General features: G+C 75.0%; 17 protein-coding genes and 1 pseudogene. 7 read left to right on the top strand and 11 right to left on the bottom strand.

The genetic code is table 11. The features are described from left to right. Positions 1–44: 44 nt before the first annotated feature. Positions 45–967: pseudogene (locus ACIRRH_RS18135) on the bottom strand (hypothetical protein); the annotation flags it as partial. 359 nt (positions 968–1,326) lie between these two features. Between ACIRRH_RS18135 and ACIRRH_RS18130 the strand changes: the two are divergent. Further along, entirely contained in the window at positions 1,327–1,842 is a 516-nt protein-coding gene (locus ACIRRH_RS18130) for a SigE family RNA polymerase sigma factor (protein ID WP_403067877.1), read from the top strand. A 608-nt stretch (positions 1,843–2,450) separates the two neighbouring features. Then, the gene (locus ACIRRH_RS18125; RefSeq protein ID WP_403067875.1) at positions 2,451–2,840 is read left to right on the top strand and encodes a hypothetical protein; all 390 of its coding nucleotides are present in this window, start codon (positions 2,451–2,453) and stop codon (positions 2,838–2,840) included. 192 nt (positions 2,841–3,032) lie between these two features. Here ACIRRH_RS18125 and ACIRRH_RS18120 read toward each other — a convergent pair whose 3' ends face one another. Next, positions 3,033–3,470: a glutaredoxin domain-containing protein gene (locus ACIRRH_RS18120; protein WP_403067872.1), complete on the bottom strand. Its 438-nt coding sequence runs from the start codon at positions 3,468–3,470 to the stop codon at positions 3,033–3,035. A 297-nt stretch (positions 3,471–3,767) separates the two neighbouring features. On the opposite strand from ACIRRH_RS18120, the gene ACIRRH_RS18115 reads away from it, so the two are divergent. Next, on the top strand, positions 3,768–4,424 hold the full coding sequence (locus ACIRRH_RS18115) for a hypothetical protein (protein ID WP_403067870.1): 657 nt from the start codon (positions 3,768–3,770) through the stop codon (positions 4,422–4,424). Positions 4,425–4,433: 9 nt separating this feature from the next. On the opposite strand, the gene ACIRRH_RS18110 is transcribed toward ACIRRH_RS18115, so the two are convergent. From ACIRRH_RS18110 to ACIRRH_RS18100, 3 genes are all read right to left on the bottom strand, one after another. Beyond that, complete coding sequence (locus tag ACIRRH_RS18110) at positions 4,434–5,300, bottom strand: NAD-dependent protein deacetylase (RefSeq protein ID WP_403067868.1); 867 nt, start codon at positions 5,298–5,300, stop codon at positions 4,434–4,436. Positions 5,301–5,310: 10 nt separating this feature from the next. After that, positions 5,311–5,916, bottom strand: coding sequence for an AAA family ATPase (locus ACIRRH_RS18105; RefSeq protein ID WP_403067866.1), 606 nt, complete (start codon positions 5,914–5,916; stop codon positions 5,311–5,313). Between the two features lie 394 nt (positions 5,917–6,310). Further along, on the bottom strand, positions 6,311–7,114 hold the full coding sequence (locus ACIRRH_RS18100) for a class I SAM-dependent methyltransferase (protein ID WP_403067864.1): 804 nt from the start codon (positions 7,112–7,114) through the stop codon (positions 6,311–6,313). 272 nt (positions 7,115–7,386) lie between these two features. On the opposite strand from ACIRRH_RS18100, the gene ACIRRH_RS18095 reads away from it, so the two are divergent. The 4 genes from ACIRRH_RS18095 (at position 7,387) to ACIRRH_RS18080 (ending at position 11,452) form a co-directional block, all read left to right on the top strand. After that, the gene (locus ACIRRH_RS18095) at positions 7,387–8,205 is read left to right on the top strand and encodes a tyrosinase family protein (RefSeq protein ID WP_403067952.1); all 819 of its coding nucleotides are present in this window, start codon (positions 7,387–7,389) and stop codon (positions 8,203–8,205) included. 121 nt (positions 8,206–8,326) lie between these two features. Beyond that, positions 8,327–9,775 (top strand): MFS transporter, encoded by a 1,449-nt coding sequence (locus ACIRRH_RS18090; protein WP_403067862.1) that lies wholly within the window; start codon positions 8,327–8,329, stop codon positions 9,773–9,775. A 20-nt stretch (positions 9,776–9,795) separates the two neighbouring features. Further along, positions 9,796–10,410, top strand: coding sequence for a TetR/AcrR family transcriptional regulator (locus ACIRRH_RS18085; RefSeq protein WP_403067860.1), 615 nt, complete (start codon positions 9,796–9,798; stop codon positions 10,408–10,410). 355 nt (positions 10,411–10,765) lie between these two features. Further along, the gene (locus tag ACIRRH_RS18080; protein WP_403067858.1) at positions 10,766–11,452 is read left to right on the top strand and encodes a Tat pathway signal sequence domain protein; all 687 of its coding nucleotides are present in this window, start codon (positions 10,766–10,768) and stop codon (positions 11,450–11,452) included. Positions 11,453–11,761: 309 nt separating this feature from the next. Here ACIRRH_RS18080 and ACIRRH_RS18075 read toward each other — a convergent pair whose 3' ends face one another. From ACIRRH_RS18075 to ACIRRH_RS18050, 6 genes are read right to left on the bottom strand one after another with little or no spacing between them, the layout of a single operon-like run. After that, positions 11,762–12,508 (bottom strand): hypothetical protein, encoded by a 747-nt coding sequence (locus ACIRRH_RS18075; protein WP_403067856.1) that lies wholly within the window; start codon positions 12,506–12,508, stop codon positions 11,762–11,764. A gap of 3 nt (positions 12,509–12,511) precedes the next feature. Next, complete coding sequence (locus tag ACIRRH_RS18070) at positions 12,512–13,297, bottom strand: SDR family oxidoreductase (protein ID WP_403067854.1); 786 nt, start codon at positions 13,295–13,297, stop codon at positions 12,512–12,514. Continuing rightward, positions 13,294–14,157: a TauD/TfdA family dioxygenase gene (locus ACIRRH_RS18065; protein WP_403067852.1), complete on the bottom strand. Its 864-nt coding sequence runs from the start codon at positions 14,155–14,157 to the stop codon at positions 13,294–13,296. The genes ACIRRH_RS18070 and ACIRRH_RS18065 overlap by 4 nt, the downstream gene beginning before the upstream one ends. 12 nt (positions 14,158–14,169) lie before the next feature. Further along, entirely contained in the window at positions 14,170–15,426 is a 1,257-nt protein-coding gene (locus tag ACIRRH_RS18060; protein ID WP_403067850.1) for an aspartate aminotransferase family protein, read from the bottom strand. 11 nt (positions 15,427–15,437) lie between these two features. Continuing rightward, a complete protein-coding gene (locus ACIRRH_RS18055) occupies positions 15,438–19,637 on the bottom strand; it encodes an AMP-binding protein (protein ID WP_403067848.1) in 4,200 nt (1,399 codons plus the stop codon). Continuing rightward, positions 19,634–20,203: a DUF6309 family protein gene (locus tag ACIRRH_RS18050; protein WP_403067845.1), complete on the bottom strand. Its 570-nt coding sequence runs from the start codon at positions 20,201–20,203 to the stop codon at positions 19,634–19,636. Before ACIRRH_RS18050 ends, ACIRRH_RS18055 begins: the two co-directional genes overlap by 4 nt. Between the last annotated feature and the right edge of the window lie 4 nt (positions 20,204–20,207).

Raw genomic sequence — 20,207 nt, 5'->3', positions numbered from 1 at the left:
CCGCCTCTCTCCGCCTCTCTCCGCCTCCGGTTCCATGCTCCGCCCTACCCGACGTGGACGCGCGGGCGCCGGGAGCGGTCCGGCTCGGCCTCGCGAAGCACCTCGCGGGTGACCGGAGCGACCTCGCCCTGACCGAACAGGAAGAAACGCAGGAAGTGGCCGAACGGATTGCCCTCGGTCCACTCGAAGTAGATGTGCGGGAGCTGTCCGGTGCGGTCCCTGACGGTCAGCAGCAGGGCCGCCAGCGCGTTGGGGACGCTGGAGCTCTCCAGCGACAGCACCCGGTAGCGGTCGTGCAGGACCTCTCCGTGCACGTCCAGCACCGACTCGAACTCCGACGGGTCCTGGACCGTCACCTCGACGAAGACCAGGTCGACGTCGGCCGGGATGTCGTGGTGCGCCCGGACCTCCCGTTTCTTCTCCTGGTACTCCACCAGGTCACGGCTGTTCGGCTCGTTGGCGATCAGCCGCATCGTCCGGTGGGTGCAATCGCGGACGAAGCGGTCGGCCGCCTCGTCCAGCACCACGTCGGTGACCCGCAGTTCGAACGCCGCCTCAACCGGGACAGGACGGACACCAGTACGATCCCGCCGATGAAGCAGGCGCCGATCTTCACGCCGTCCGGACGCTCGGCGATGTTCACGCCCGTCGCGCAGAGGAACACCGTCGAGATGGCGGCGAAGGCGAGGGTCCAGTTGCGCTGCCCGGCCTTGTGGGCGCCGCGGATCCGGCCGGCCGGCTTTTCCTCGGTGTCCTCGGGGTCGCCCGCGATGTGCGGCATCACGGCGACGCCGGTCACGAAGCCGGACAAGCCCAGGGCCAGCTTCGGGAAGACGGCCAGCGCGACACCGATCATCGCGACCGCGTTGCCGTGTTCGGTGGTGAGCGCGCCCGTCCAGTCGCCGACCACGTGCGGGGCCTTCAGCACGTGCCAGAGACCGTTCACCACGACGACGGCGTTGAGTGAGCAGCCGTTCCAGCATCGCGATCGAGCCCGCGCCGTGCGGGCTCTCCTGCGCCATGTCGGACAGGCCCTCCAGCAGCCATGCCCGGAACCTCGTCCGCCGCGTCGACGCAGCCGCATCCGACGAACTCACCTGCGCCCCCTGTCCACGTCCCCGAGCCGGCGCCACCGAGGCGGCGGCAGGGCGAAAGGCTATGCGACCAGCCGCTTCGCTCCCGGCAACCGCCCGCGTGGATTCGCCCCGTCGGCCCAGCGGCCCGGCAGGCAGCCCCGGGCCTCGACGTGCCGGCGGCGAGCCGACGCCCGCGAAGAGGGGCCGGCCCGTTGTCATCCGTTTTCGGTGGCTGGTGCGTCCTGGGGGTATGAAGCGCGAATCGATCCGCCCGGGGGGCTCCGGATCCGACCCGTTCGACGAGTTCGTCGCAACGCGGTACCAGGCCCTGCTGCGGGGTGCGTACTTGATCACGGGAGACGTCCACGACGCCCGGGACCTGCTGCACGACGCCCTGGCGCAGGTGTACCCGAGGCGGTCGGCGATCCGGGACGCGGCGGCGACCGAGGGGTACGTCCGCAGAACGATGGTCCGCACCCACGTCTCGCGGTGGCGGCGGACCAGACGCGAGGTGCTCACCTCCGTGCTGCCGGACGGACCGGCGGCCCAGGAGGGCGAGCGGGACGACCAGCTGGCGGCGGCGCTGGCCGGACTGCCGCGGCGGCAGCGGGCGGCCGTGGTGCTGCGCTACTACCTGGACCTGCCGGTCGCGCAGGTGGCGGAGGAGCTGGGGTGTTCGGTGCCCACGGCGAAGACGCACCTGGCGCGCGGGATCAAGGCGCTTCGACAGGACATGGAAAACGTGAGGGAGTTGGTGGGGCCGTGAACGCTGAGGACAGGTTCGAGGAGGAGCTGGTCACCCGGCTCGGAGCGCATGCGGCGGGGGTCGCGGGCAGCCCGCCGCTGGCCGAGCTGCGCGAGGCCGGACGGCGGCGGGCCAGGCGGCAGGCGGCCGTGCGGGGGGTGACGGCGGCGGCGGTGCTGGCCGTCGGAGCGGGGGCGCTGACGCAGCTCGGCGGCCTCGGGACCGGTCGTACAGGGGCGGCGGGGCTCGGCGTGGGCGTGCCGAGTCCGACGCCGAGGGCGACGGCCCCGAGGCAGGTGGCCGTGATGCTCAACTGCACGAACGGGCCCACGTCGATGCGGACACCGGGCTGGCACCAGCACCCGAGCCAGCTGCCATGGGGTCCGTCGTCGTCGGGCCAGCCGTCATCGGGCGCCCCCTCGTCCGGGACACCGTCGTCATCGGGCCAGCCGTCATCCGGCGCTCCCACGTCCGGGACACAGTCATCGTCCGGCCAGCCGTCATCCGGCGCCCCCACGCCGTCCGGCTCGCAGACGGCCTGGCCGACGTCCTCGGGCTCCCCCACGGCCTGGCCGACGGCCTCCGGCTCGCCGTCGGCATCGTTGTCGGCCGATCCGGTGGAGGCCGGTGTGGAGCGGGCGGGTCAGGCCATCGAGTACCTGGGGATGGCCGACTACCCCGACCACTACTTCGGTACCTGCCGCGACAGGAGCACGAACACGCTCTACGTGATGCGGGTCCCCGGCACCGGCCTGGACGCCGCCGTGACCCGCATGGCGGCCGACTGGCCCACGGTGAAGGTGCAGTTCGCCGACGCGGCGGGCTCCCGCGGCCAGCTCATGACGTTCCTGAACCGGATCCGCGCGGACACCGAGGAGTGGCAGGCCAAGGGTGTGGTGATCGAGGGGCTGACACTCGCCATCGACGGTACCGGCGTGGTGGTCGACACCCCGCAGTGGCAGTCCGCGGAGGCGGAGATCAAGGCGAAGTACGGGCCCCTGGTCGCCGAGGTCCGCTGACGGCCGGGCGCGAACGCCCTCTGCCTCGCCGGGACCTTGGTTCCGGAAGCGGCTGCCATGACGGCCGCAACGCCATGCGCCGCCGGAAGGCGGTGCCACCGAGCTGACCGGTGGCACCGCCTTCCGGCGTTTCCGGGGCCTGCGCCTCGGGTTCCCCGTGCCGGGCGCGACGTTTGAAGACCGATCAACCGCTCAGGTGGCGGAGGAGAGCTGTCCGCGAACCCACGCGGGGTCGGGGTTGGTGTGCGGTCGGCCGTTCACGACGACGGTCGGCACGGTCTCGTTGCCGTCGTTGGCCGCCCGCACCACCGCTGCCGCCTCCGGGTCGCTCCAGATGTCGACCCAGTGCAGCCTGCGGGCCGCCCGGCCGAGCCGGAGGCGCAGCCGCAGGCAGTACCTGCAGCCCGGCCGCCAGTACACCACCGGCCGGCCGTCGGCCGCGCTGCGGCGCTGTGCCTCCGCCGCCCCGAGCGACTTCGGGAAGAGCAGCGGCGAGTTCATGGCCGCGAGCCCCGCGAACAACAGCAGGTACAGGACGGCCGCTCCGCGACTCCCGCTGAACGCCAGCCCGCCCGCGACGGTCGCGCCGCAGAGGACGAGCAGCAGCGGCAGTATCCACCTACGCATCATGGCGGCCCAGGCTATCCGCAAGTGCGGCACCGAGCGACGACGGCAGCGGCGTCGGGGCGCCCAGCGTCAAGACCCACCTGCTGCGGATCTACGACAAGCTCGGGGTGCGCGACCGGGCGGGCGCCGTCGGCGAGGCGTTCCGGCGCGGTCTGGTGACCTGAGCCGGACGCCCGCCGACCGCGCAGGGGCTCGGAAGGCCCGCTTCCAGATTGTGACGTGACCCTGTCTAGTTCGTTCCCGTCCTGGTGTGGTGGGATGAGGCCTCACGGGGATGAACCGCTGACGGGGTGTGTGCTGGTGCGGAGTGGATGGCTGCGGGAGCTGGACGGCGACGCGGCGTGCCTGGCGGCCGTGGGGCTGGTACGGCTGGGCACGCAGGACTGGCGGAGCACGGAAGGCGGGGCGCCGGCCTGGGTGGGCGGGCTGCGGGCGGCCTCGTTCGCCGATGCCTGGCTGGCGTTCGGCGACGGGCCCGCGTCCGGACTGCGGGTGCCCGCGCCGGCGGTGCTGCGGGCCGTGGTGGCCCGGGCCGCGGAGCTGGTGCTGCGCTCCTGCCGGGACGACGGACCGGCGGCACTGGAGTGGCTGGGGCGACGCTCGGCGGAGGCCCGCGAGCAGGCGCAGCGGGACGGTGTCGCGCACCCGGCCGAGCCCTGTGCGCTGACCCTGGTGTGGCACGGGGTCCAAGCGCTGACCACCGAGGACGGGCCGTGCCACGCCCGCCGCGTCGAGGAGCGCGGAGAGGCGTACGTACGGGAGCGGCACCACCGCCAGGACACTCTGGCGCTGGTGCTGTGCTGCACCCGGATCGCCGCGGCCGCGCTGGTCGAGCTGTGCGAGGGCGATCCCGAGCGGGTGGCCGGCCGGCTTGAACAGGACGCGGCGCGCTCCATGCCGCGCGGTGGCCGGGCGCCGCTGTGGGTGCCGGGCCGGCCCGCTCAGCCGGCCGGCTGAGCGGGCTGGTCAGCCCGCGCCGAGCAGCCGGGCGACCTCCGTCATGGCCGGCCCCAGCGGCAGGTCGAGCCGGAGTGCGGCAAGTCCGTCCCCGCGCGTCGGCCCCTGGTTGACGATCGCGACCGGTAGCCGCGACCGGGCGGCGCGGCGGACGAAGCGCAGCCCGGACAGGACCGCCAGGGAGGAGCCGAGGACCACCAACGAACTTGCCGCGTCGACCAGTTCGTAGCAGTGCTCGACCCGGGGCAGTGGAACGTTCTCGCCGAAGAAGACCACATCGGGCTTGAGCACGCCGCCGCAGTCCGTACAGGCGGCGATCCGGAAGCCGTCCATCAGCGGCTGCGGCAGCCGCGCGTCTCCGTCGGGCCTCAGCTCCGCCCCGGGCCGGCGGAAGCCCCGGTTGAGCTCCTCCAGCCGCCGGTCCAGCTCGGCCCGGGCGCTGGTGCGGCGGCAGTCGAGGCAGACCACCCGGCGGAGTCCGCCGTGCAGCTCGACGGCCTCCCGGGTGCCGGCTGCGTGGTGGAGGCCGTCCACGTTCTGGGTGATGACCGCCGCGACGTGCCCGGTCCGGCGCAGCCGGTCCACCGCGTGGTGCCCGGAGTTGGGCCGGGCCCCGGCGATCGCGGGCCAGCCGGTGTGGCTGCGGGCCCAGTAGCGGCGCCGGGCGTCCGCGCTGCCGGTGAACTCCTGGTACGTCATCGGGGTGCCGCTGCGGTGGCGGCCGGTGGCGCCGCGGTAGTCGGGGATGCCCGACTCGGTGGACAGGCCCGCCCCGCTGAGCACCACCGCGCCACGCCGGTCCAGCAGCCGTACCAGGGTTTCCAGCCCCTCCCCCGGCGGACCGGCCTGCCCGCCCGGGCGTTCGAACGCGTCCATACCGTCGAGGTTAGACCGACGGCCCGTGGTTCACTGCCCGGCCGGCGGGCTCCGCGGCCGCGCCGGCGGCGAAAGCCGTGATCCGTTCCAGGGGCGGGTTCCAGCCCCGGGTGGTGTCCACGACCAGGCAGGGGGCGTCCAGCGCGATCGGCACCCAGGACTCGATCGGCCGTTCGCCGCGCGCGATGCGGCGCAGCAGCTCGCGGTCCGCGTGGACGGCGCGCCCGGGTTCCTCGGTGGCCCTGCGGGCGATGCGCCCGCGGGCGGCCTCCGGGTCGACGGTGCAACGCACGATGCGCAGCTCGGCGAGGCCGGCGAGCGGTGCGAGGCCGGGCCGCCACAGCCGGTCCTGGAAGGCCGCCTCCGCCACCAGGTCGGTTCCCGCGCGCAGGCGCTCGTCGATGGTGCGGAAGAACTCCGCCAGCGTCCGCCGGTCCAGGTCCTCGGCCGGGGCCTCCCGGGCGGCGGCCATCCGTTCCTTGAGCTCGTCCCGGCAGACCGCCGGCCGGCCGAGCGCGTCGGCCAGGGCGTGCGCCAGCGTGGTCTTGCCCGCCCCGGGCGGCCCGCTCACGACGAGCAGGTTCGGGCGTCGGTTCGCGGTCGGCAGTCGTGTCATGCCTGGTGAGTCTGCGCGGGACGGCCGCCGCCCGCCACCTCCCCTGCGGGTGGCGGACGGCGGACGGCGGGTGGCGGACGGCGGACGGCGGGTGGCGGACGGCGGGATCGCGCCGCCGGGACCCTCCGGAGCCGTCGTCCCAGTGGACCTTCCCCCCGGTGAAGCCGGTCGACGCGGAGGTGAACGGGGCCGAACCGCCGGTGCAGGAGCAGGTGTTGCCGCGCCCACCGGATGCCGCTCGGACCCGGGGCAGAGCGGCATGCGCCGGTGGACCAGGCCGGCAGCCCCAGCCCGTCGGTCAGCGCTCAGGCGGTGGCGAGGGCCCGCCCGGCGCAGGCGCGCACCTCGGCGAGCAGCACGGCGGACTCGGCCCGGTCGGGGTCGGTGGGCTGCGTCACGGGCGGCGCGCCCAGGCGGAGATCATCGGGGCGGTGGCCAGGTCGAGCCAGCCGGAGGCGACGTTGGCCAGGTGGCGCTCGATCTCCTCCTCCGTCGCGAGCCCCTCCCGCACCAGCAGCCCGCGGATCTGCCGGACCGTCGCGTCCTCCAGGACCGCGCAGGCCGGCGAGGTGATCGGGAAGTACGCGTCGGCCCGGACGTCGACCAGGCCCGCTTCGCGCAAGGCCCTGGGCAGCGTCCGCCCGTACGCGAGGTCGGCGCCGCGTCCCGCCATCAGGGTGCGGAAGCCGGACCGCAGCCGGTTGGCGAGGCGCTCGTCGGGGCCGGACTCGTCCGGGCAGAGCAGCGGTTGCAGGGCCGGGTCGGCGTCCTCCAGCAGCAGCCGGCCGCCGGGGCGCAGCGCCTGCACCATCCGGCGCAGGGCCTCGGCACGGTCGGCGACGTGCACCAGGACCAGCCGGGCGTGCACCAGGTCGAAGCCGCCGGGCGGCGGCGGGTCGGCCGCCACGTCGTGGCGCAGCACTTCGATCACGCCGCCGGCGGCGGGGGCGGTCCAGGAGACGTCGATGTCGGTCGCGACCACCGCGCCGGTCGGGCCGACGCGCTCGGCGAGCCCGAGCGGCACCGAGGGACCGCCCGCACCGACCTCCCAGCAGCGCATGCCGGGGCCGATCCCGAGGGCGTCGACGTGCCGGAAGGTCACCGGGTCGAACAGCTCGGCGAGGGCGCCGAAGCGGATGCCCGCCTCCGACTGCCGGTTGTCCAGGAGGTAGCCGTGGTCGGTCGCGTGCTCAGCCATGCCGGAATTCTCGCAGGCGTCGGAGCAGCCGGGCACTCCGGCCCGTGCGGCAGCGGCGGCCCGGGCCGATGACCACCGACCAGCCCCGCGTGCGGTCACGCCGTCCGCGCCGGTACCCGAGCGGTGGATCGGGTCGGACGGGCCGGCCATCCCAGCGGGGTAGCTCGGCGTGCATCGCTCCGTACGCGGCGTGATTCTACTGGGGGTGCCTGTCGACCACCCAGCACACGAAACCACGAGCAGCCGAGAAGCCGAGGCCCCCCGTGACCCAGATGATCGAGCGCCAGCTCGCCGCCCTCGCCCAGCCCGACCTCTTCACCCCCTCCGTCATCCCGCACGACGGGATGGGACCGAGGACCTTCGCCGACCTGGTGGCCATGCGCCGCACGCAGCCCGAGGAGAAGGTCCGGAAGAGCGAGAAGGACCTCACCACCACCGAACGGTCGCGGCTGATCAACGCGTTCAACGCGATCAACCAGTCCGGCGTGCTGGGGAACTTCGTCGCCGTCCACGCCGAGATGCACGACCAGCACCGCATGACCAACGCCCCGGACGACATGGGCGCTCAGCGCTTCCTCCCCTGGCACCGGGTACTCCTGGACCAGGTGGAGACCGAGCTGCGCCGCGTCCACTCCGACGTCACGATCCCGTACTGGGACTGGACCGCCGACCAGCAGGTCCCGCAGTGGCTGACCAACGTCCTGCCGGCGGTGATCGTGCCCGGCATCACCCCGCGTGTCATTCGGGTCACCCGCTCCCCGGGGAGCAAGGAGGACCTGCAGCAGAGGATCGCCGGGCTCGGCAACGTCATGCGGGCGGGCACCTTCAACACCTTCGTGGACGGCCTGGAGAACATCCACGACCTCGTGCACGACTGGGTCGGCGCGACCATGTCCGTCCTCTCGACCGCCCCGGCCGACCCGCTGTTCTTCATGCACCACGCCAACGTCGACCGGCTCTGGTGGACCTGGCACCCCTCGCACCAGAACGAGAACCCGACTCTGATGGGCGACGACATGGTGATGGAGCCCTGGCGCGTCACCGAACCGACCACCCGGAACATCGCCAACTTCCACTACGAGTACCGCTGACCGGGTGCCCCCGCCCTCCACGGGCGGGGCACCTCCAGTTAACTCGAACACTGATGTTCACTTTCACGGGTGCGGCGACTAGGCTAACCCGTACACCAATGTTCGAGTTATGGGGGTACTCGTGAACCATCCGCCGCATGCCCACAGTCCGGCCGACGCACCGCCGCACGCCCTGTCCGGCCCCGACGGCCGCTGGCGGGCCCTGGTACTGCTGTGCGCGGCGCAGTTCATGCTGATCGTCGACGTGACCGTGGTGAACGTCGCCCTTCCGTCGATCGCCGAGGACCTGACCCTCGGCCGGAGCGCGCTGACCTGGGTGGTCGCCGCGTACTCGCTGATGTTCGGCGGGCTGCTGCTCCTCGGCGGCCGGCTGGCCGACGGCCTCGGCCGCCGCCGCGCCTTCCTCGCCGGGCTGGGCCTGTTCACCCTCGCCTCCCTCGGCTGCGGCCTCGCCTGGAACGGGGGCGTGCTGATCGGCGCCCGGGCCGTACAGGGCATGGGCGCCGCACTGCTCTCCCCCACCGCGATGTCGATCATCACCACCACCTTCCACGGCCCGGAGCGCACCCGGGCGCTGGGCGTGTGGGGCGCGATCGGCGGCACCGGGGCCGCAACCGGCGTGCTGTTCGGCGGGGCGCTGACGGCGGGGCCGGGCTGGGCCTGGGTGTTCTTCGTCAACGTGCCCGTCGGCGCCGCCATCCTGCTCCTGCTGCCCCGGTTCGTTCCGGCAACGCCGCCGGCCGGCACCCTCCGGGGGCTGGACCTGCCGGGAGCGGCGACCGGAACAGTGGCAGCCGGGTCGCTGGTGTACGGGCTGGTGCGGGCGGGCGACTCCGGCTGGGGAGCCGCGGCGACGCTCGTCCCGCTCACGGCCGCGCTCGTCTGCGCGGTGGCCTTCCTGGTCATCGCGCGCAGGGTCCGTCAGCCGCTCGCCCCGCTCCCGCTCCTGGCGAGCCGTCCGGTGGCGGCCGGCACGCTGGTCATGCTCACCGCCTCCAGCCTCCTGTTGGCCGCCTTCTTCCTCTCCTCCTGGTACCTGCAGCACCGGCTCGGCTTCTCGGCGTTGAAGACCGGGCTGGCGTTCCTGCCGGTCGCCGTCGCGACGATCCTCGGCGCGCACACCGCCGCCCACCTGCTCGGCCGGATCGGCTCCCGGCCGACCGTCGTCGCCGCCTTCGCCGTTACCGGTGGCGGGGCCGCACTGCTCGCCCGGCTCCCGGCCGACGCCGGCGTGGCCACCGACCTGCTGCCCGGGTTCGTCCTGCTGGCGGCCGGGCTCGGCGCCGGCTTCGTCTGCGCCACCACGACCGCGATGCGCGGCGTCGAACACCACACTGCCGGACTGGTGTCCGGGATCGTGAACACCGGGCACGAACTCGGCGGCGCCCTCGGGGTGGCACTCGCGTCCGCCATCGCGGGCTCCAGCCTCACCGGCACCACCGGCATGGCCGGATTCCACACGGCGTTCACCGCCTCCGCGATCGCCGCCGCCGTCATGGCCCTGCTCGCCCTGCGGCTGGTGCCGCCGGGGAAACCGGACACCTCGGACGGGCCGGTCTTCGCGCACTGAGCCCCGCGTAGGCTGCCGTCATGACCACCGCCGACGCCACCGACCGCCCCTCGTCCACGCCCCGCCGGGCCGACGCCGAGCGCAGCATCACCGCGATCCTCGACGCCGCACTGGTCTGCTTCGGCCGCACCCCGGACGCGACGATGACCGAGATCGCCAGGACGGCCGGCGTCGGCCGGGTCACCCTGTACGGGCACTTCAACTCACGCGAGGCCGTCCTCGACGCCACCCTGGAACGCACCCTCGCCGAGATCGCCGCCGCCCTCGACGCCGCCGACCCGGAGACCGGGCCGGCGGCCGAGGCCCTCGTCCGCTTCCTGCACGCTCCCCGGCTGCTCGACCGCTTCCGCGGCCTGTACGCGGCCGCCGTCCGCCATCTCGGCGCCGAGCACGTCCGTCACCGCCACGAACCGGTCTTCCAGCGCCTCGACCAGCTCATCACGCGCGGCCAACGGGAAGGCGCCTTCCGCAGCGACCTGCCGAGCACCTGGCTGGCCACCACGCTCTACGCACTCGTCCACGCCGCGATCACCGAGGCCGAGGAGGGTCGCCTGCCCGCCGACGAAGCCGTCGACACGCTCACCGCCACCGTCCTCGGCCTGCTCGCCCCCTACCCCCGGAAGCCGCAGGTCTGACGACCGCGCCGCAGTCCGTCCGCGCGCGTGCCGATGGTCGACGGCCGCACGCTCGCCGGCAGGGGTAGGCCGTCGGCCCGGGCGGCGCCGTCGGCCCGGGCCGATGACGCCGCACGGGCCGACGGACCCGCGTCCACCACAGTGCAACTCCCGACGGGCGAAGGGAAGACCGCAACCGGCGCCGCCAGTCGGTCTTGTTGACGAAAAGTCAGCAAGTTCGGCCCATTGCCTTGACGGCACGCGGCCACAGCCTGGAACGTATGGAACCCGGAAACGCCGCGCGCTCCCCGGTCCCCACCGCTCGGGAGCCGCGAGAGGACGTCTTCTCGCCCCTCACCGAGGAAGAGGTTTCCCCATGCGCTTCAGCCGCCACCTTGCCGTCATCGCCGCCTGCGCCACCATCGCACTCGCGCCGGCCGCCGTACCCGCCTCCGCGTCGCCCGAGCCCCTCGCCGCCGGCCCGGTGCTCACCGCCGGGAGCGCGGGAGGTGCCGCCGTCGCCGTGGGCGACGCGCTCGCCGCGCCGCTCGCCGCGGGCACCAAGGCCACCTTCTACTCGACCGCGACCAGCACCACCGGCGTCACCTGCGCCACGTCGCAGCTCTCGGCCTCGGTCCTGAGCAACCCGGCGGCGCCGGGCAGCGCGACCGCGTCGCTGACCGGGCTGACCTTCGGCTCGTGCACCGCCAACGTCACCGGGGTCACCTCGGTGCGCAGCCTGACGGTCGGCAACCTGCCGTACGGCGTCACCGTCTCCGACGCGCCCGGCCTGCCGGTCACCCTCACCGGCGGGTCCGCCGGGACGATCCAGGCCACCGCCGTGCTGGACACCTGGTTCGGCACCATCACCTGCTCCTACCAGCTGAGCGGCGCGTTCACCGGAAACGCCGACAACGCCGCGCACAGCCTGGCCTTCCGCACCGAGCACTTCGCCAAGAGCGGCGGCTCGACGCTCTGCCCGGGCGACGGCTACTTCTCCGCGACGTACGGCCCCGTCGCCGACACCAGCCAGACGGGCAGCCCGGCGGTCTTCGTCAACTGACCGCCTCCGCACCCGCGCCACCGGGGCGGGCCCGGCGTCACCGGGCCCGCCCCGGTGGCGGGAGCGACACCCGGCCCAGCCCGGCGCCCGGCCCGGACGGGTCCGCCGCCCGGGGCGACCGGGCCGTCCTGACCGGGCGCGACCACGGGGGCCGGACCGTCGAGATCTTCCGGGCCCGCTTCGACGGTACCGGCTGGCAGCTGACGGACCAGGGCGAACTGCGGGCGCCCGGACCGGTGGTGCGCCCGGTTTTCCATACCCCCTACGGGCATGCCGTGCAGCAGGGGAACCGGCGGGCCCGAGGACCGCTCAGGCCCGCGGCTCCCGGTGCCGCCACCGCACCGGGTCGTCGGCCCCCGCCGCGCCCGGCGCGGTCCGGGCCGGCGCCCGGTAGCCGGCGCCGGAGAGCACCAGCATCTCGTCGGCCCCCGGCTGGAACTCGTACGCCACCCGCTCCACCCGGCTGGGGACACCGAGCTCCGCCAGTTCCTCGCGCAGCGGCCCCAGCCCCTCGTAGCGCGCTCCCGTGTCGTACACCACCAGCGGGAAGATCCGGACCTCCCGGCGCGCCACGCGGGCGAGCTCCAGCAGGCCCGCCCGGTGGAAGTCCCTGCCCAGCCGGTTGCCGTACGAGAACAGCAGGTGCGAGCTGAGCACCAGGTCGAAGGAGTCGTCGGCGATGGGGAGTTCGGGTAGCGAGCCGGCCAGGTAGCGCTCCGGGCGGGCGGCGATGTCGGCGCGGAAGGCGCGGGCGTTGGCGGTCCACTGGCGGATCATGTCGTCCGCGTCGGCGTACCAGGCCCGGGCGTAGCCGGCCGTCTCCTTCACCAGCCGCTCGCGCTTGAACTCCGTCTCCCGCTCCACCAGCAGGCCCAGCTCCTCGCGGTGCTCGGCGTACTGGCGGTCGACGGCGACGGCATCGACGCCGCGCTGCCCGGCCTCCGCCACGAAGCTCGCGGCGCCGGCCGGGCAGTCCAGGACGCGCTGCTCCAGGTCGCGCTCGGTGAGCGCGAACATCGCCCGGTACTCCGCGAAGGAGCGCGCACTGACCAGCACGGCTCAACCCCTTCCGACGAACGGCATGGTGGTCGGCAGCACCACCAGGGACTGGATGTTGGTGTCCGGCGGCTGCGAGGCCATCAGCACCAGGGCCTCGGTGAAGCGGTCCACCGGGATGGTCGCCTCGACGGCCATGGTCCGGTCGGCCTGCATCGCGGCCGGCTGCGGGCCGCCGTCCACCGGGGTGACGTTGCCGACGTCGATCTGCCCGCAGGAGATGCCGTACGGCCGGCCGTCCAGGGCGAGCACCTTGGTGAGGCCGAGGACGGCGTGCTTGGCGGCGGTGTACGCGATCGAGTTGGGGCGCGGCGCGTAGGCCGAGGGCGCGCCGTTGTTGATGATCCGCCCGCCCTGCGGGGTCTGGGTGCTCATCACCCGGAAGGCCTCGCGGGCGCAGAGGAAGCCGCCGGTGACGATGGTGTCCAGTACCCGGTTCCAGTCCTCGAACGGGGTCTCGGTGATCGGCCGGCGCGGGGCGGCGGCGCCCGCGTTGTTGAACAGCAGGTCCAGCCGGCCGTGCCGGTCGAGGACGGTGTCGAAGAGCCGGGCGACCTCCTCCGGGCTGCGGATGTCGGTCGGGACGGGCAGCACCCGGGAGGCGCCGGGCCCGGCCAGGACCGCGGTCTCCTCCAGCGCGTCCTTGCGCCGCCCGGCGACGACCACGGTCCAGCCGGCCGCCAGCAGGGCCAGCGCCGAGGCCCGGCCGAGCCCGCTGCCCCCGCCGGTGACGATCGCCACCCGCCCGTGCGGTGCGGCCGCGCCGCCGGCCTCTCCTGTGGTGGTCACGGCGCCCACTCCTCCCCCTCGTTCACCCAGACCCGCAGCATCCGCCGGGCATACCGCCCGGGCTCGTCGACGAAGGGCGAACGCCCGTGCAGAACCCGGCTGTTGCGGATGATCAGCAGGTCCCCGGCGGCCATCGACAGCCCGAAGGCGATCTCCGGCCGGTAGAGCACCTCGTCCAGCACGCCGAGCGCCTCCCATTGACGGTCCGTCAGTTCCGGCCCGCCGCGGTCGGGGGACGAACGGACGGTGCGGGTCTGGTAGTAGCAGCCGACCGTCCCGTCCTTGCGGTCGTACAGGATCGGGGTGACCACCACCTGCGGGCCGGCCCGACCGCTGCGTTCGAAGGTCCAGTCCTCGCGGAGCGTGGACAGCGCGTCCGGCCGTTCCCGCTGGATCAGGTCGTGCACGTGCCGGGCGCTCGCCAGCTTGGTCAGCCCACCGCCGTCGAAGGCGGGCCGGATGCAGAGCAGGACCAGCAGGTCACAGGTGTCGCAGTGGAAGCCGAGTTCGGTGTTGCCGTCGCCGTCCTGGTCGTGCAGCACCGAGGTGAGGTCACCGCGCCCGTTCTGCGGCACGATCCGGCCGAAGTCCCGCAGCAGGAAGGAGAGCACCTCGGTGATCTCCTGCTCCGGGTGGGCCGGGTCCACCAGTCCGCTCACATGGGTGATGCCGACCGAGTCGGCGGCGTTCCGAACGAACTCCCGCAGCCGGGCCCGCACCTCCTCGGCCGCGTCCCAGCGTCCGGCCCGCGCGTCGGCCCAGAGCAGCCGTCGCTCCCGCTCCCCCAACGGGAGCGACCACAGCTCCCGCCGGGCGTCCAACTCCAGGCTGCTCCAACCGATTTCGGTCACCGCTTCCATGTCCTCTCCTCCCTACCGGCCACCGGCCGCGACGGCTTTCGCCCACAGCTCCAGGCCCTCGTCGATCTGTTCGGCCGTGACGACCAGCGCGGGGATCATCCGGACCACGTTCAGGTGGATCCCGCACAGCAACAGCAGCAGGCCGTACTCGGCCGCCGCCTGCTGGGCCCGCCGGGCCGCCTCCGGATCCGGGGTGCCGTCCGGGCGGCAGAACTCGCTGGCGGCCATCAGCCCGAGCCCACGGACGTCGGCGATCCCGGGCGCCTCGGCGGCGACCGCGCGCAGCCCGGCCAGCAGCCGAGCGCCCTGCTCGGCCGCGTTCTCGACCAGCCGCTCCTCGCGCAGCACGTCCAGGGTCGCCAGGGCGGCGGCGCAGGCCACCGGGTTGCCACCGTAGGTGCCGCCCTGCGAGCCCGGCCAGGCGCGAGCCATCAGCTCGGCGGGCGCGGCGATCGCGGACAGCGGGAAGCCGCTGGCCAGGCCCTTGGCGGTGATCAGGACGTCGGGGACGACCCCGTCCTCGTGCTGGTGGGACCAGAACCGGCCGGTGCGGCCGAAGCCGGTCTGCACCTCGTCCACCACCAGCAGGATGCCGTGCCGGTCGGCCCGTTCGCGCAGCCCGGCCAGGAAGCCGGGCGGGGCCGGGACGTAGCCGCCCTCGCCGAGCACCGGCTCGACGAACACGGCCGCCGTCTCGGCGGGCGCGGAGACGGTGGCGAGCACCTCGTCCAGTCCGCGCAGGGCGTGCGCGACCGCCTCGTCCTCGGACAGGCCCAGCCGGAACGCGGCCGGGAAGGGCGCCACCGCGACCCCGGGCATGAGCGGGCCGATGCCGGCCCGGAACCGGGTGCCGGCGGTGGTGAGCGAGGCCGCTCCCATGGTGCGGCCGTGGAAGGAGCCCTCGAAGACGATCACGTTCTGCCGCCCGGTGGCGTGCCGGGCGAGCCGCAGCGCCGCCTCCACCGCCTCGGTGCCGGCGGTGGCGTAGAACAGCGAGTCCAGGCCGGGCGGCAGCACCTCGCCGAGCCGCTCGGTGAGCGTGAGGAGCTGGTCGTGCAGCACGGTGGTGTACTGCCCGTGGATCAGCCGGCCGGCCTGTTCCCGGACGGCCTCGACCACCCTCGGGTGGCAGTGGCCGGTGCTGGTCACCCCCACGCCGGAGGTGAAGTCGAGGTGGCGGCGGCCGTCGGCGCCGTAGAGGTGGAGTCCTTCGCCGCGTACGGCGACGACCGGGGTGGCCTGCTTGAGCACCGGGGACAGCTGGGACACGGGGCCTGCCTTCACGGGTTGGTCCTGCCTTCACGGATGTCGTCACCGGTGGCGGCACGGATGTCGTCACCGGTGGGTGGGGGCGGGTCGACGGGCGGCAGGTAGCCGGCCTCGGCGGCCCAGGTGAGCGCGGCCGACCACCACCGCGGGGTCGGGGCGGCGAAACGCACGCCCAGCCGGTCGAGCACCGCGGTGGTGTACGCGCTGTCCACCAGGACGCCGCGCTCCTCCTGCGCCGCCCAGGCGGCGGCCAGCCGGGCGGCCGTCGGGTGGCGTCGCTCGGCCCGGGCGAGGGCGGCCGCGAAGGTCTCCTCGTCGGTGAGCCGCACACGGTGGCCGTGCCCGGCCAGCCACCGCACCAGCTCGTCGTGCGGGACGGCGTGCGGTGACTCCACGTGGTACGCCCCGGGCGCGGCGTACGGGTCGAGCGCGATCGCGGCGATCCCGGCGGCCACCGTGTCCACGTACGAGAACGCGAAGGCGGTGTCCGGCCGGCTCGGCGCGGCGCCGGCGAGCAGGTAGCCGCGGATCAGCTGGTAGATCCGGTTGTCGTCGGCGTTGGCCTGGAACGCGCCGGTCCGGCTGTGCGCCGCGATGTGGCCGCTGCGGTGCAGGTAGGCGGCGTGTCCGCGGGCGGCCCAGGCCCGCACGGCCTGCTCGGCCCGGTACTTGGTCCGCTCGTACGGGGTGCGGAAGTGCTGGCCGATCTCCAGGTCCGCCTCGCTGAAGCGGCGCGGCGGGCCGTCGACGCCGCCCGAGACGGCGAGCGTGGAGACATGGTGGAGCCGGGCGTCCGGGGCGTGTTCCCCGACCCAGTCGAGCAGCCGGCGCACCGCTGCGTGGTTGGTGCGCTCCAGTTCGTCGGGCGGGGCCACCAGCCGGACGTCCGCCGCCGCGTGCACCACCAGGTGGGCGCCCCGGGCGAGTTCCCGCCCGGCCGGGGAGAGGCCGAGGCCGTCCCGGTCGATGTCCCCGGCGAGCGCCCGGACGGGGCCGGTCTCGCCGCCCGCGCCGGTGCCGAGCCGTGCCAGCGCCTCGGCGTCGTCCGCAGCCCGCACCAGGCAGGTGACCTGGGCGCCGCGCCGGAGGAAGGCCGCCAGCAGGTGCCGCCCGAGGTAGCCGGTGGCGCCGGTGAGCAGCACCCGGGCGGGTTCGCTCACCCGCGCCCGGGTGGCCGTGGCGACGCCGGGGTGCAGCAGCTGGCCGGAGGTGGACAGCGGTGCCCGCACCGGCGGTACGGCCTGCGGCGCCCACGCCTGCGCCGCCACGGCCCGGGCGAACCGCCCGGTGATCCGCTCGGCGGCCGGGTGCGGCAGGCCGGGCCGGCCGTACACCAGGTCGGCGACCAGCCGCTGCTCCACCACCCGTGCGGTGAGACGCAGTTCGTACAGCGGGTCGCCCCCGGCGCAGCGGGCCGTCCCGGCCTGTTCGGCGGCGACGGTCCAGTCCAGCGCGGGTTCCTCGGGCAGCCGGAAGGTGCCGAGGAAGTTGAAACCGACGGCGGGCCGTTCGCCGGGCGCGTCCATCGGCCGGACGGGTGCCTCACGCAGCCGCCGCGCCACGGTGTCCGAGGTGGCGCCGGCGTCCAGCTCGACGTGCTTGACGGCGGTGAACCAGCCGACGGTGTCCAGGAATTCGCCCGCGTCGCCGACCGCGTCCCGGCCGTGGGTCTCAACCTCCACCGTGAGCCGGGGGCGTCCGCCGTCGCCGGTGACGGCGTCGGTGAAGGCGGCCAGCAGCACGGCCTCCAGTCCGGCGCCGGCGCCGTGCCGGGCGATCAGCCGGGCGGTGGCGTCCGGGTCGAGCGTCCAGCTGAGCGCCGCGGGCTCCTGCGGAGCCGGCTCGCCGTCGGCGGGCTCCGCGCCCACCCGCTCGGCGACGGGCAGGGAGACCGCCGCCCAGGCGTAGAAGTCCGCCGTCGGCGGCAGGTCGGCCGGCTTCCGGTCGAGCACCGCCCGGTACGCGTGCGCCAGGTCGTCCAGCAGGATCCGCCAGGACAGCCCGTCGACCACCAGGTGGTGCGCGATCAGCGCGAGCCGGTCGTCGGTGCCGGGCGGGCCGGCGAACAGGTGGGCGCGCAGCAGCCGGCCGGCCAACGGGTCGATGCTGCGGTGGAGTTCGGTGCAGACCCCGGCGACGGTGTCGGCGATCTCCCCGGCCGCGCGCGGGATCCGGGAGTAGGAGACCGGGTCGAGGTCGGCCACCGCCCGGACCTCGCCGCAGCCGTCCGGGGTGACCGGCCGGCGCAGCGCCGGATGCCGCTCCAGGACGGCCGCGACGGCCGCCGAGAGCGCCTGCGGGTCGACGGCGGTGCGGCACCGCAGCAGCACGGACTGGTTCCAGTGCCGCAGGTCCCGCACCGACCGCTGCCGGTACAACCAGCGCTGGGCGGGGGCGAGTCGGGGCCGGTCGGTGTCGCCGCGCGGGGCCGGGACGGACGGCGCGACCGGGACGGCGGCCGCCGCCAGGCCCTCCGCCGTCGAGTGCCGGTAGAAGTCCTCGTAGGCGACCCGAAGACCGGAGCGCCGCAGGAAGGCGATGGTGCGCATCGCGAGGATGGAGTCCCCGCCGAGGCTGAGCACGTCGGTGTGCGGCCCGACCGCGGGCAGGCCGAGGGCGCCCGCCCAGAACCGGGCGATCTCCCCGGCCGGGCCGCTCCCGGCGGCGCCGCTCGACTCCGCCCGGGCCTCGACCAGTTCGGCCGCCAGCTCCGCCAGCCGCGGCCGGTCGAGCTTGCCGTTCGGCCCGACCGGGAACTGCGGCAGCACCAGGATCGGCTGCGGTACGGAGTAGCCGGGCAGCCGGTCCCGCAGGTGCGCGGTCAGCGCCTCCAGGCCGCCGAAGCCGTCCGACAGCCGGACGACGCCGATCAGTTGGTTGCCGAGCGCGGCCTCCCGAAGCAGCGCCGCCGAACGGGCGACGCCCGGGTGGCCGTCCATGGCCCGCTCCACCTCGGCGAGGTCCACCCGGTAGCCGCGGACCTTCACCTGGCGGTCCACCCGGCCCAGGAAGACCAGGTTCCCGTCCGCTCGCCTGCGGCACAGGTCGCCGGTACGGTAGACCGGTCGGCCTTCGTGCCGGACGAAGCCGCGGGCGGTCTCGGCCGGCCGCCCGAAGTACCCGGCGCTCACGCCCCGGCCGCCGATGAGGAGTTCCCCCACCGTGCCGTCCGGCACCACCCGGCCGGTGCCGTCCACCACGGCCAGCAGCACCTCCCCGATCCCGGTGCCGATCGGTACGGTCGGCTCCTCGGCGGGCAGTTGGCGGGCGGAGGTGACGAGCAGGCAGGTGGCTCCGACGGTGGTCTCGGTCGGGCCGTAGTGGTTGGCCAGCCGCGCGGTGACGGCGCCGTCGAGCAGGGCGGCGGCAAGCGGGCGGGGCAGCGGCTCGCCGCCGAGCAGCACGGTGTGCAGCGGCGGGAAGTCGGCCGGGCGGCCCTCCAGCAGGGCGGTCAGGTGCGAGGGGGTGGTCTTCAGCACGTCCACCCGCGCCCGCCGGAGCGAGGCCCAGAAGGCCTCCGGGTCGCGCACCTCGCGGTCCGGCACGAGGTGCACCGAGCCGCCGGTGGCCAGGGCGAGCAGCCAGGCGGTGTGGCCGAGGTCTGCGGCCAGGGTGGTGACGTGCGCGGCGCAGGGCGCGTCGGCCTCGGTGAGGTCGAGCCGCCCGGCCAGCGCCCGGGCGTAGTGCACGGCGTTGGCGTGGGTGACGGCCACCGCCTTGGGCTCGCCGCTCGACCCGGAGGTGAAGGAGAGGTACGCGAGGTCCTCGCCCCGCACCTCGGTGGCCACCGGGGGCAGCTCCGGCAGCGCCTCGACGTCCACCGCCTCCCCGCCGAGTCCGCCCTCGGTGGCCAGGACCCGGGCCACCCGGACGGACGCCAGCCGCCGGGCCAGGTCGGCCGCCGACCAGTCCGGATCGGTCAGCACGGCCGCCGCGCCCGAGCGCAGCACCCCGTGCAGCAGCACCAGCATCCGGGCGTCCCGGGGGCCGACCAGCGCGACCCGGTCGCCCCGGCCGGTGCCGGCGGCCGCCAGCCGGGCGGCGATCCGGGCGGCCGCGGTGTCGAGCGTGCGGTAGTCGAAGCCGCGGACGCCGTCGCCCAGGGCGGGCCGGTCCGGGTGGGCCCGGGCGAGGTGGGCGAGCAGTCCGGGCAGTGAGCGGGCGGAGCGGGCGGGGGACGCGGATCGGACGTGCTGCGTCGCGGGCGTCACGCCGGATTCTCCCCCGCCCGGCCCTGCCGGGCGGGCACGGCGGCCACCCTCGGATCACCCGCCAGGTAGCCGTCCAGCAGCGCCCGCTCGGGCAGCCGCCCGGCCAACTCCCAGGCCAGCATGCGGTGCAGGCCGTCGAGGTGGATCAGGCCCGACCGGACCTTCAGGTCCCCGTAGTCGGGGTGGCCGATCGGGGCGGTGCTGAGGTAGACGGGCGTGAAGGGGGCCCACCGCAGCAGCTGCAGCTTCGCCGCGCAGACAGGGTTGGCGGCGGTCCAGGCGGCTCCGCCGGCGCGGACCCGCTCGGCCGCCTCGGCCACCGTCAGTCCGGAGCGCGGCACCAGTTCGAGCTCCCCGCCCTCGCTGAGGTGCCAGGGCAGCACGACGCCCAGGACGTCCGCCCGGGAGAGCCGGATCCGCCGCCAGCCGCCGGGGATGCGGTCGGCGCGTTCGAGGCTCTCCTCGCCGTACAGGTTGCTGTTCGCCTCGTGGGCCCGTTCCAGCGGGTGGTCCCGCAGGTAGGCGGCGTGGACCTCGGGGTAGGCGACGGCGGTGACGATCTCCACGGCA

The organism is Kitasatospora sp. NPDC101235 (assembly GCF_044767505.1).
Lineage (GTDB): Bacteria > Actinomycetota > Actinomycetes > Streptomycetales > Streptomycetaceae > Kitasatospora.
The sequence above is the reverse complement of the archived record's forward strand: the minus strand, read 5'-3'. Positions and strand labels throughout refer to the sequence as shown.

What these genes read in the sequence shown, in the direction of transcription:
- ACIRRH_RS18130 (WP_403067877.1), top strand. Translation starts at nt 1,327, where the DNA reads ATGAAGCGCGAATCGATCCGCCCGGGGGGCTCCGGATCCGACCCGTTC.
- ACIRRH_RS18120 (WP_403067872.1), bottom strand. Translation starts at nt 3,470, where the DNA reads ATGATGCGTAGGTGGATACTGCCGCTGCTGCTCGTCCTCTGCGGCGCG.
- ACIRRH_RS18110 (WP_403067868.1), bottom strand. Translation starts at nt 5,300, where the DNA reads ATGGACGCGTTCGAACGCCCGGGCGGGCAGGCCGGTCCGCCGGGGGAG.
- ACIRRH_RS18105 (WP_403067866.1), bottom strand. Translation starts at nt 5,916, where the DNA reads ATGACACGACTGCCGACCGCGAACCGACGCCCGAACCTGCTCGTCGTG.
- ACIRRH_RS18100 (WP_403067864.1), bottom strand. Translation starts at nt 7,114, where the DNA reads ATGGCTGAGCACGCGACCGACCACGGCTACCTCCTGGACAACCGGCAG.
- ACIRRH_RS18095 (WP_403067952.1), top strand. Translation starts at nt 7,387, where the DNA reads ATGATCGAGCGCCAGCTCGCCGCCCTCGCCCAGCCCGACCTCTTCACC.
- ACIRRH_RS18085 (WP_403067860.1), top strand. Translation starts at nt 9,796, where the DNA reads ATGACCACCGCCGACGCCACCGACCGCCCCTCGTCCACGCCCCGCCGG.
- ACIRRH_RS18080 (WP_403067858.1), top strand. Translation starts at nt 10,766, where the DNA reads ATGCGCTTCAGCCGCCACCTTGCCGTCATCGCCGCCTGCGCCACCATC.
- ACIRRH_RS18065 (WP_403067852.1), bottom strand. Translation starts at nt 14,157, where the DNA reads ATGGAAGCGGTGACCGAAATCGGTTGGAGCAGCCTGGAGTTGGACGCC.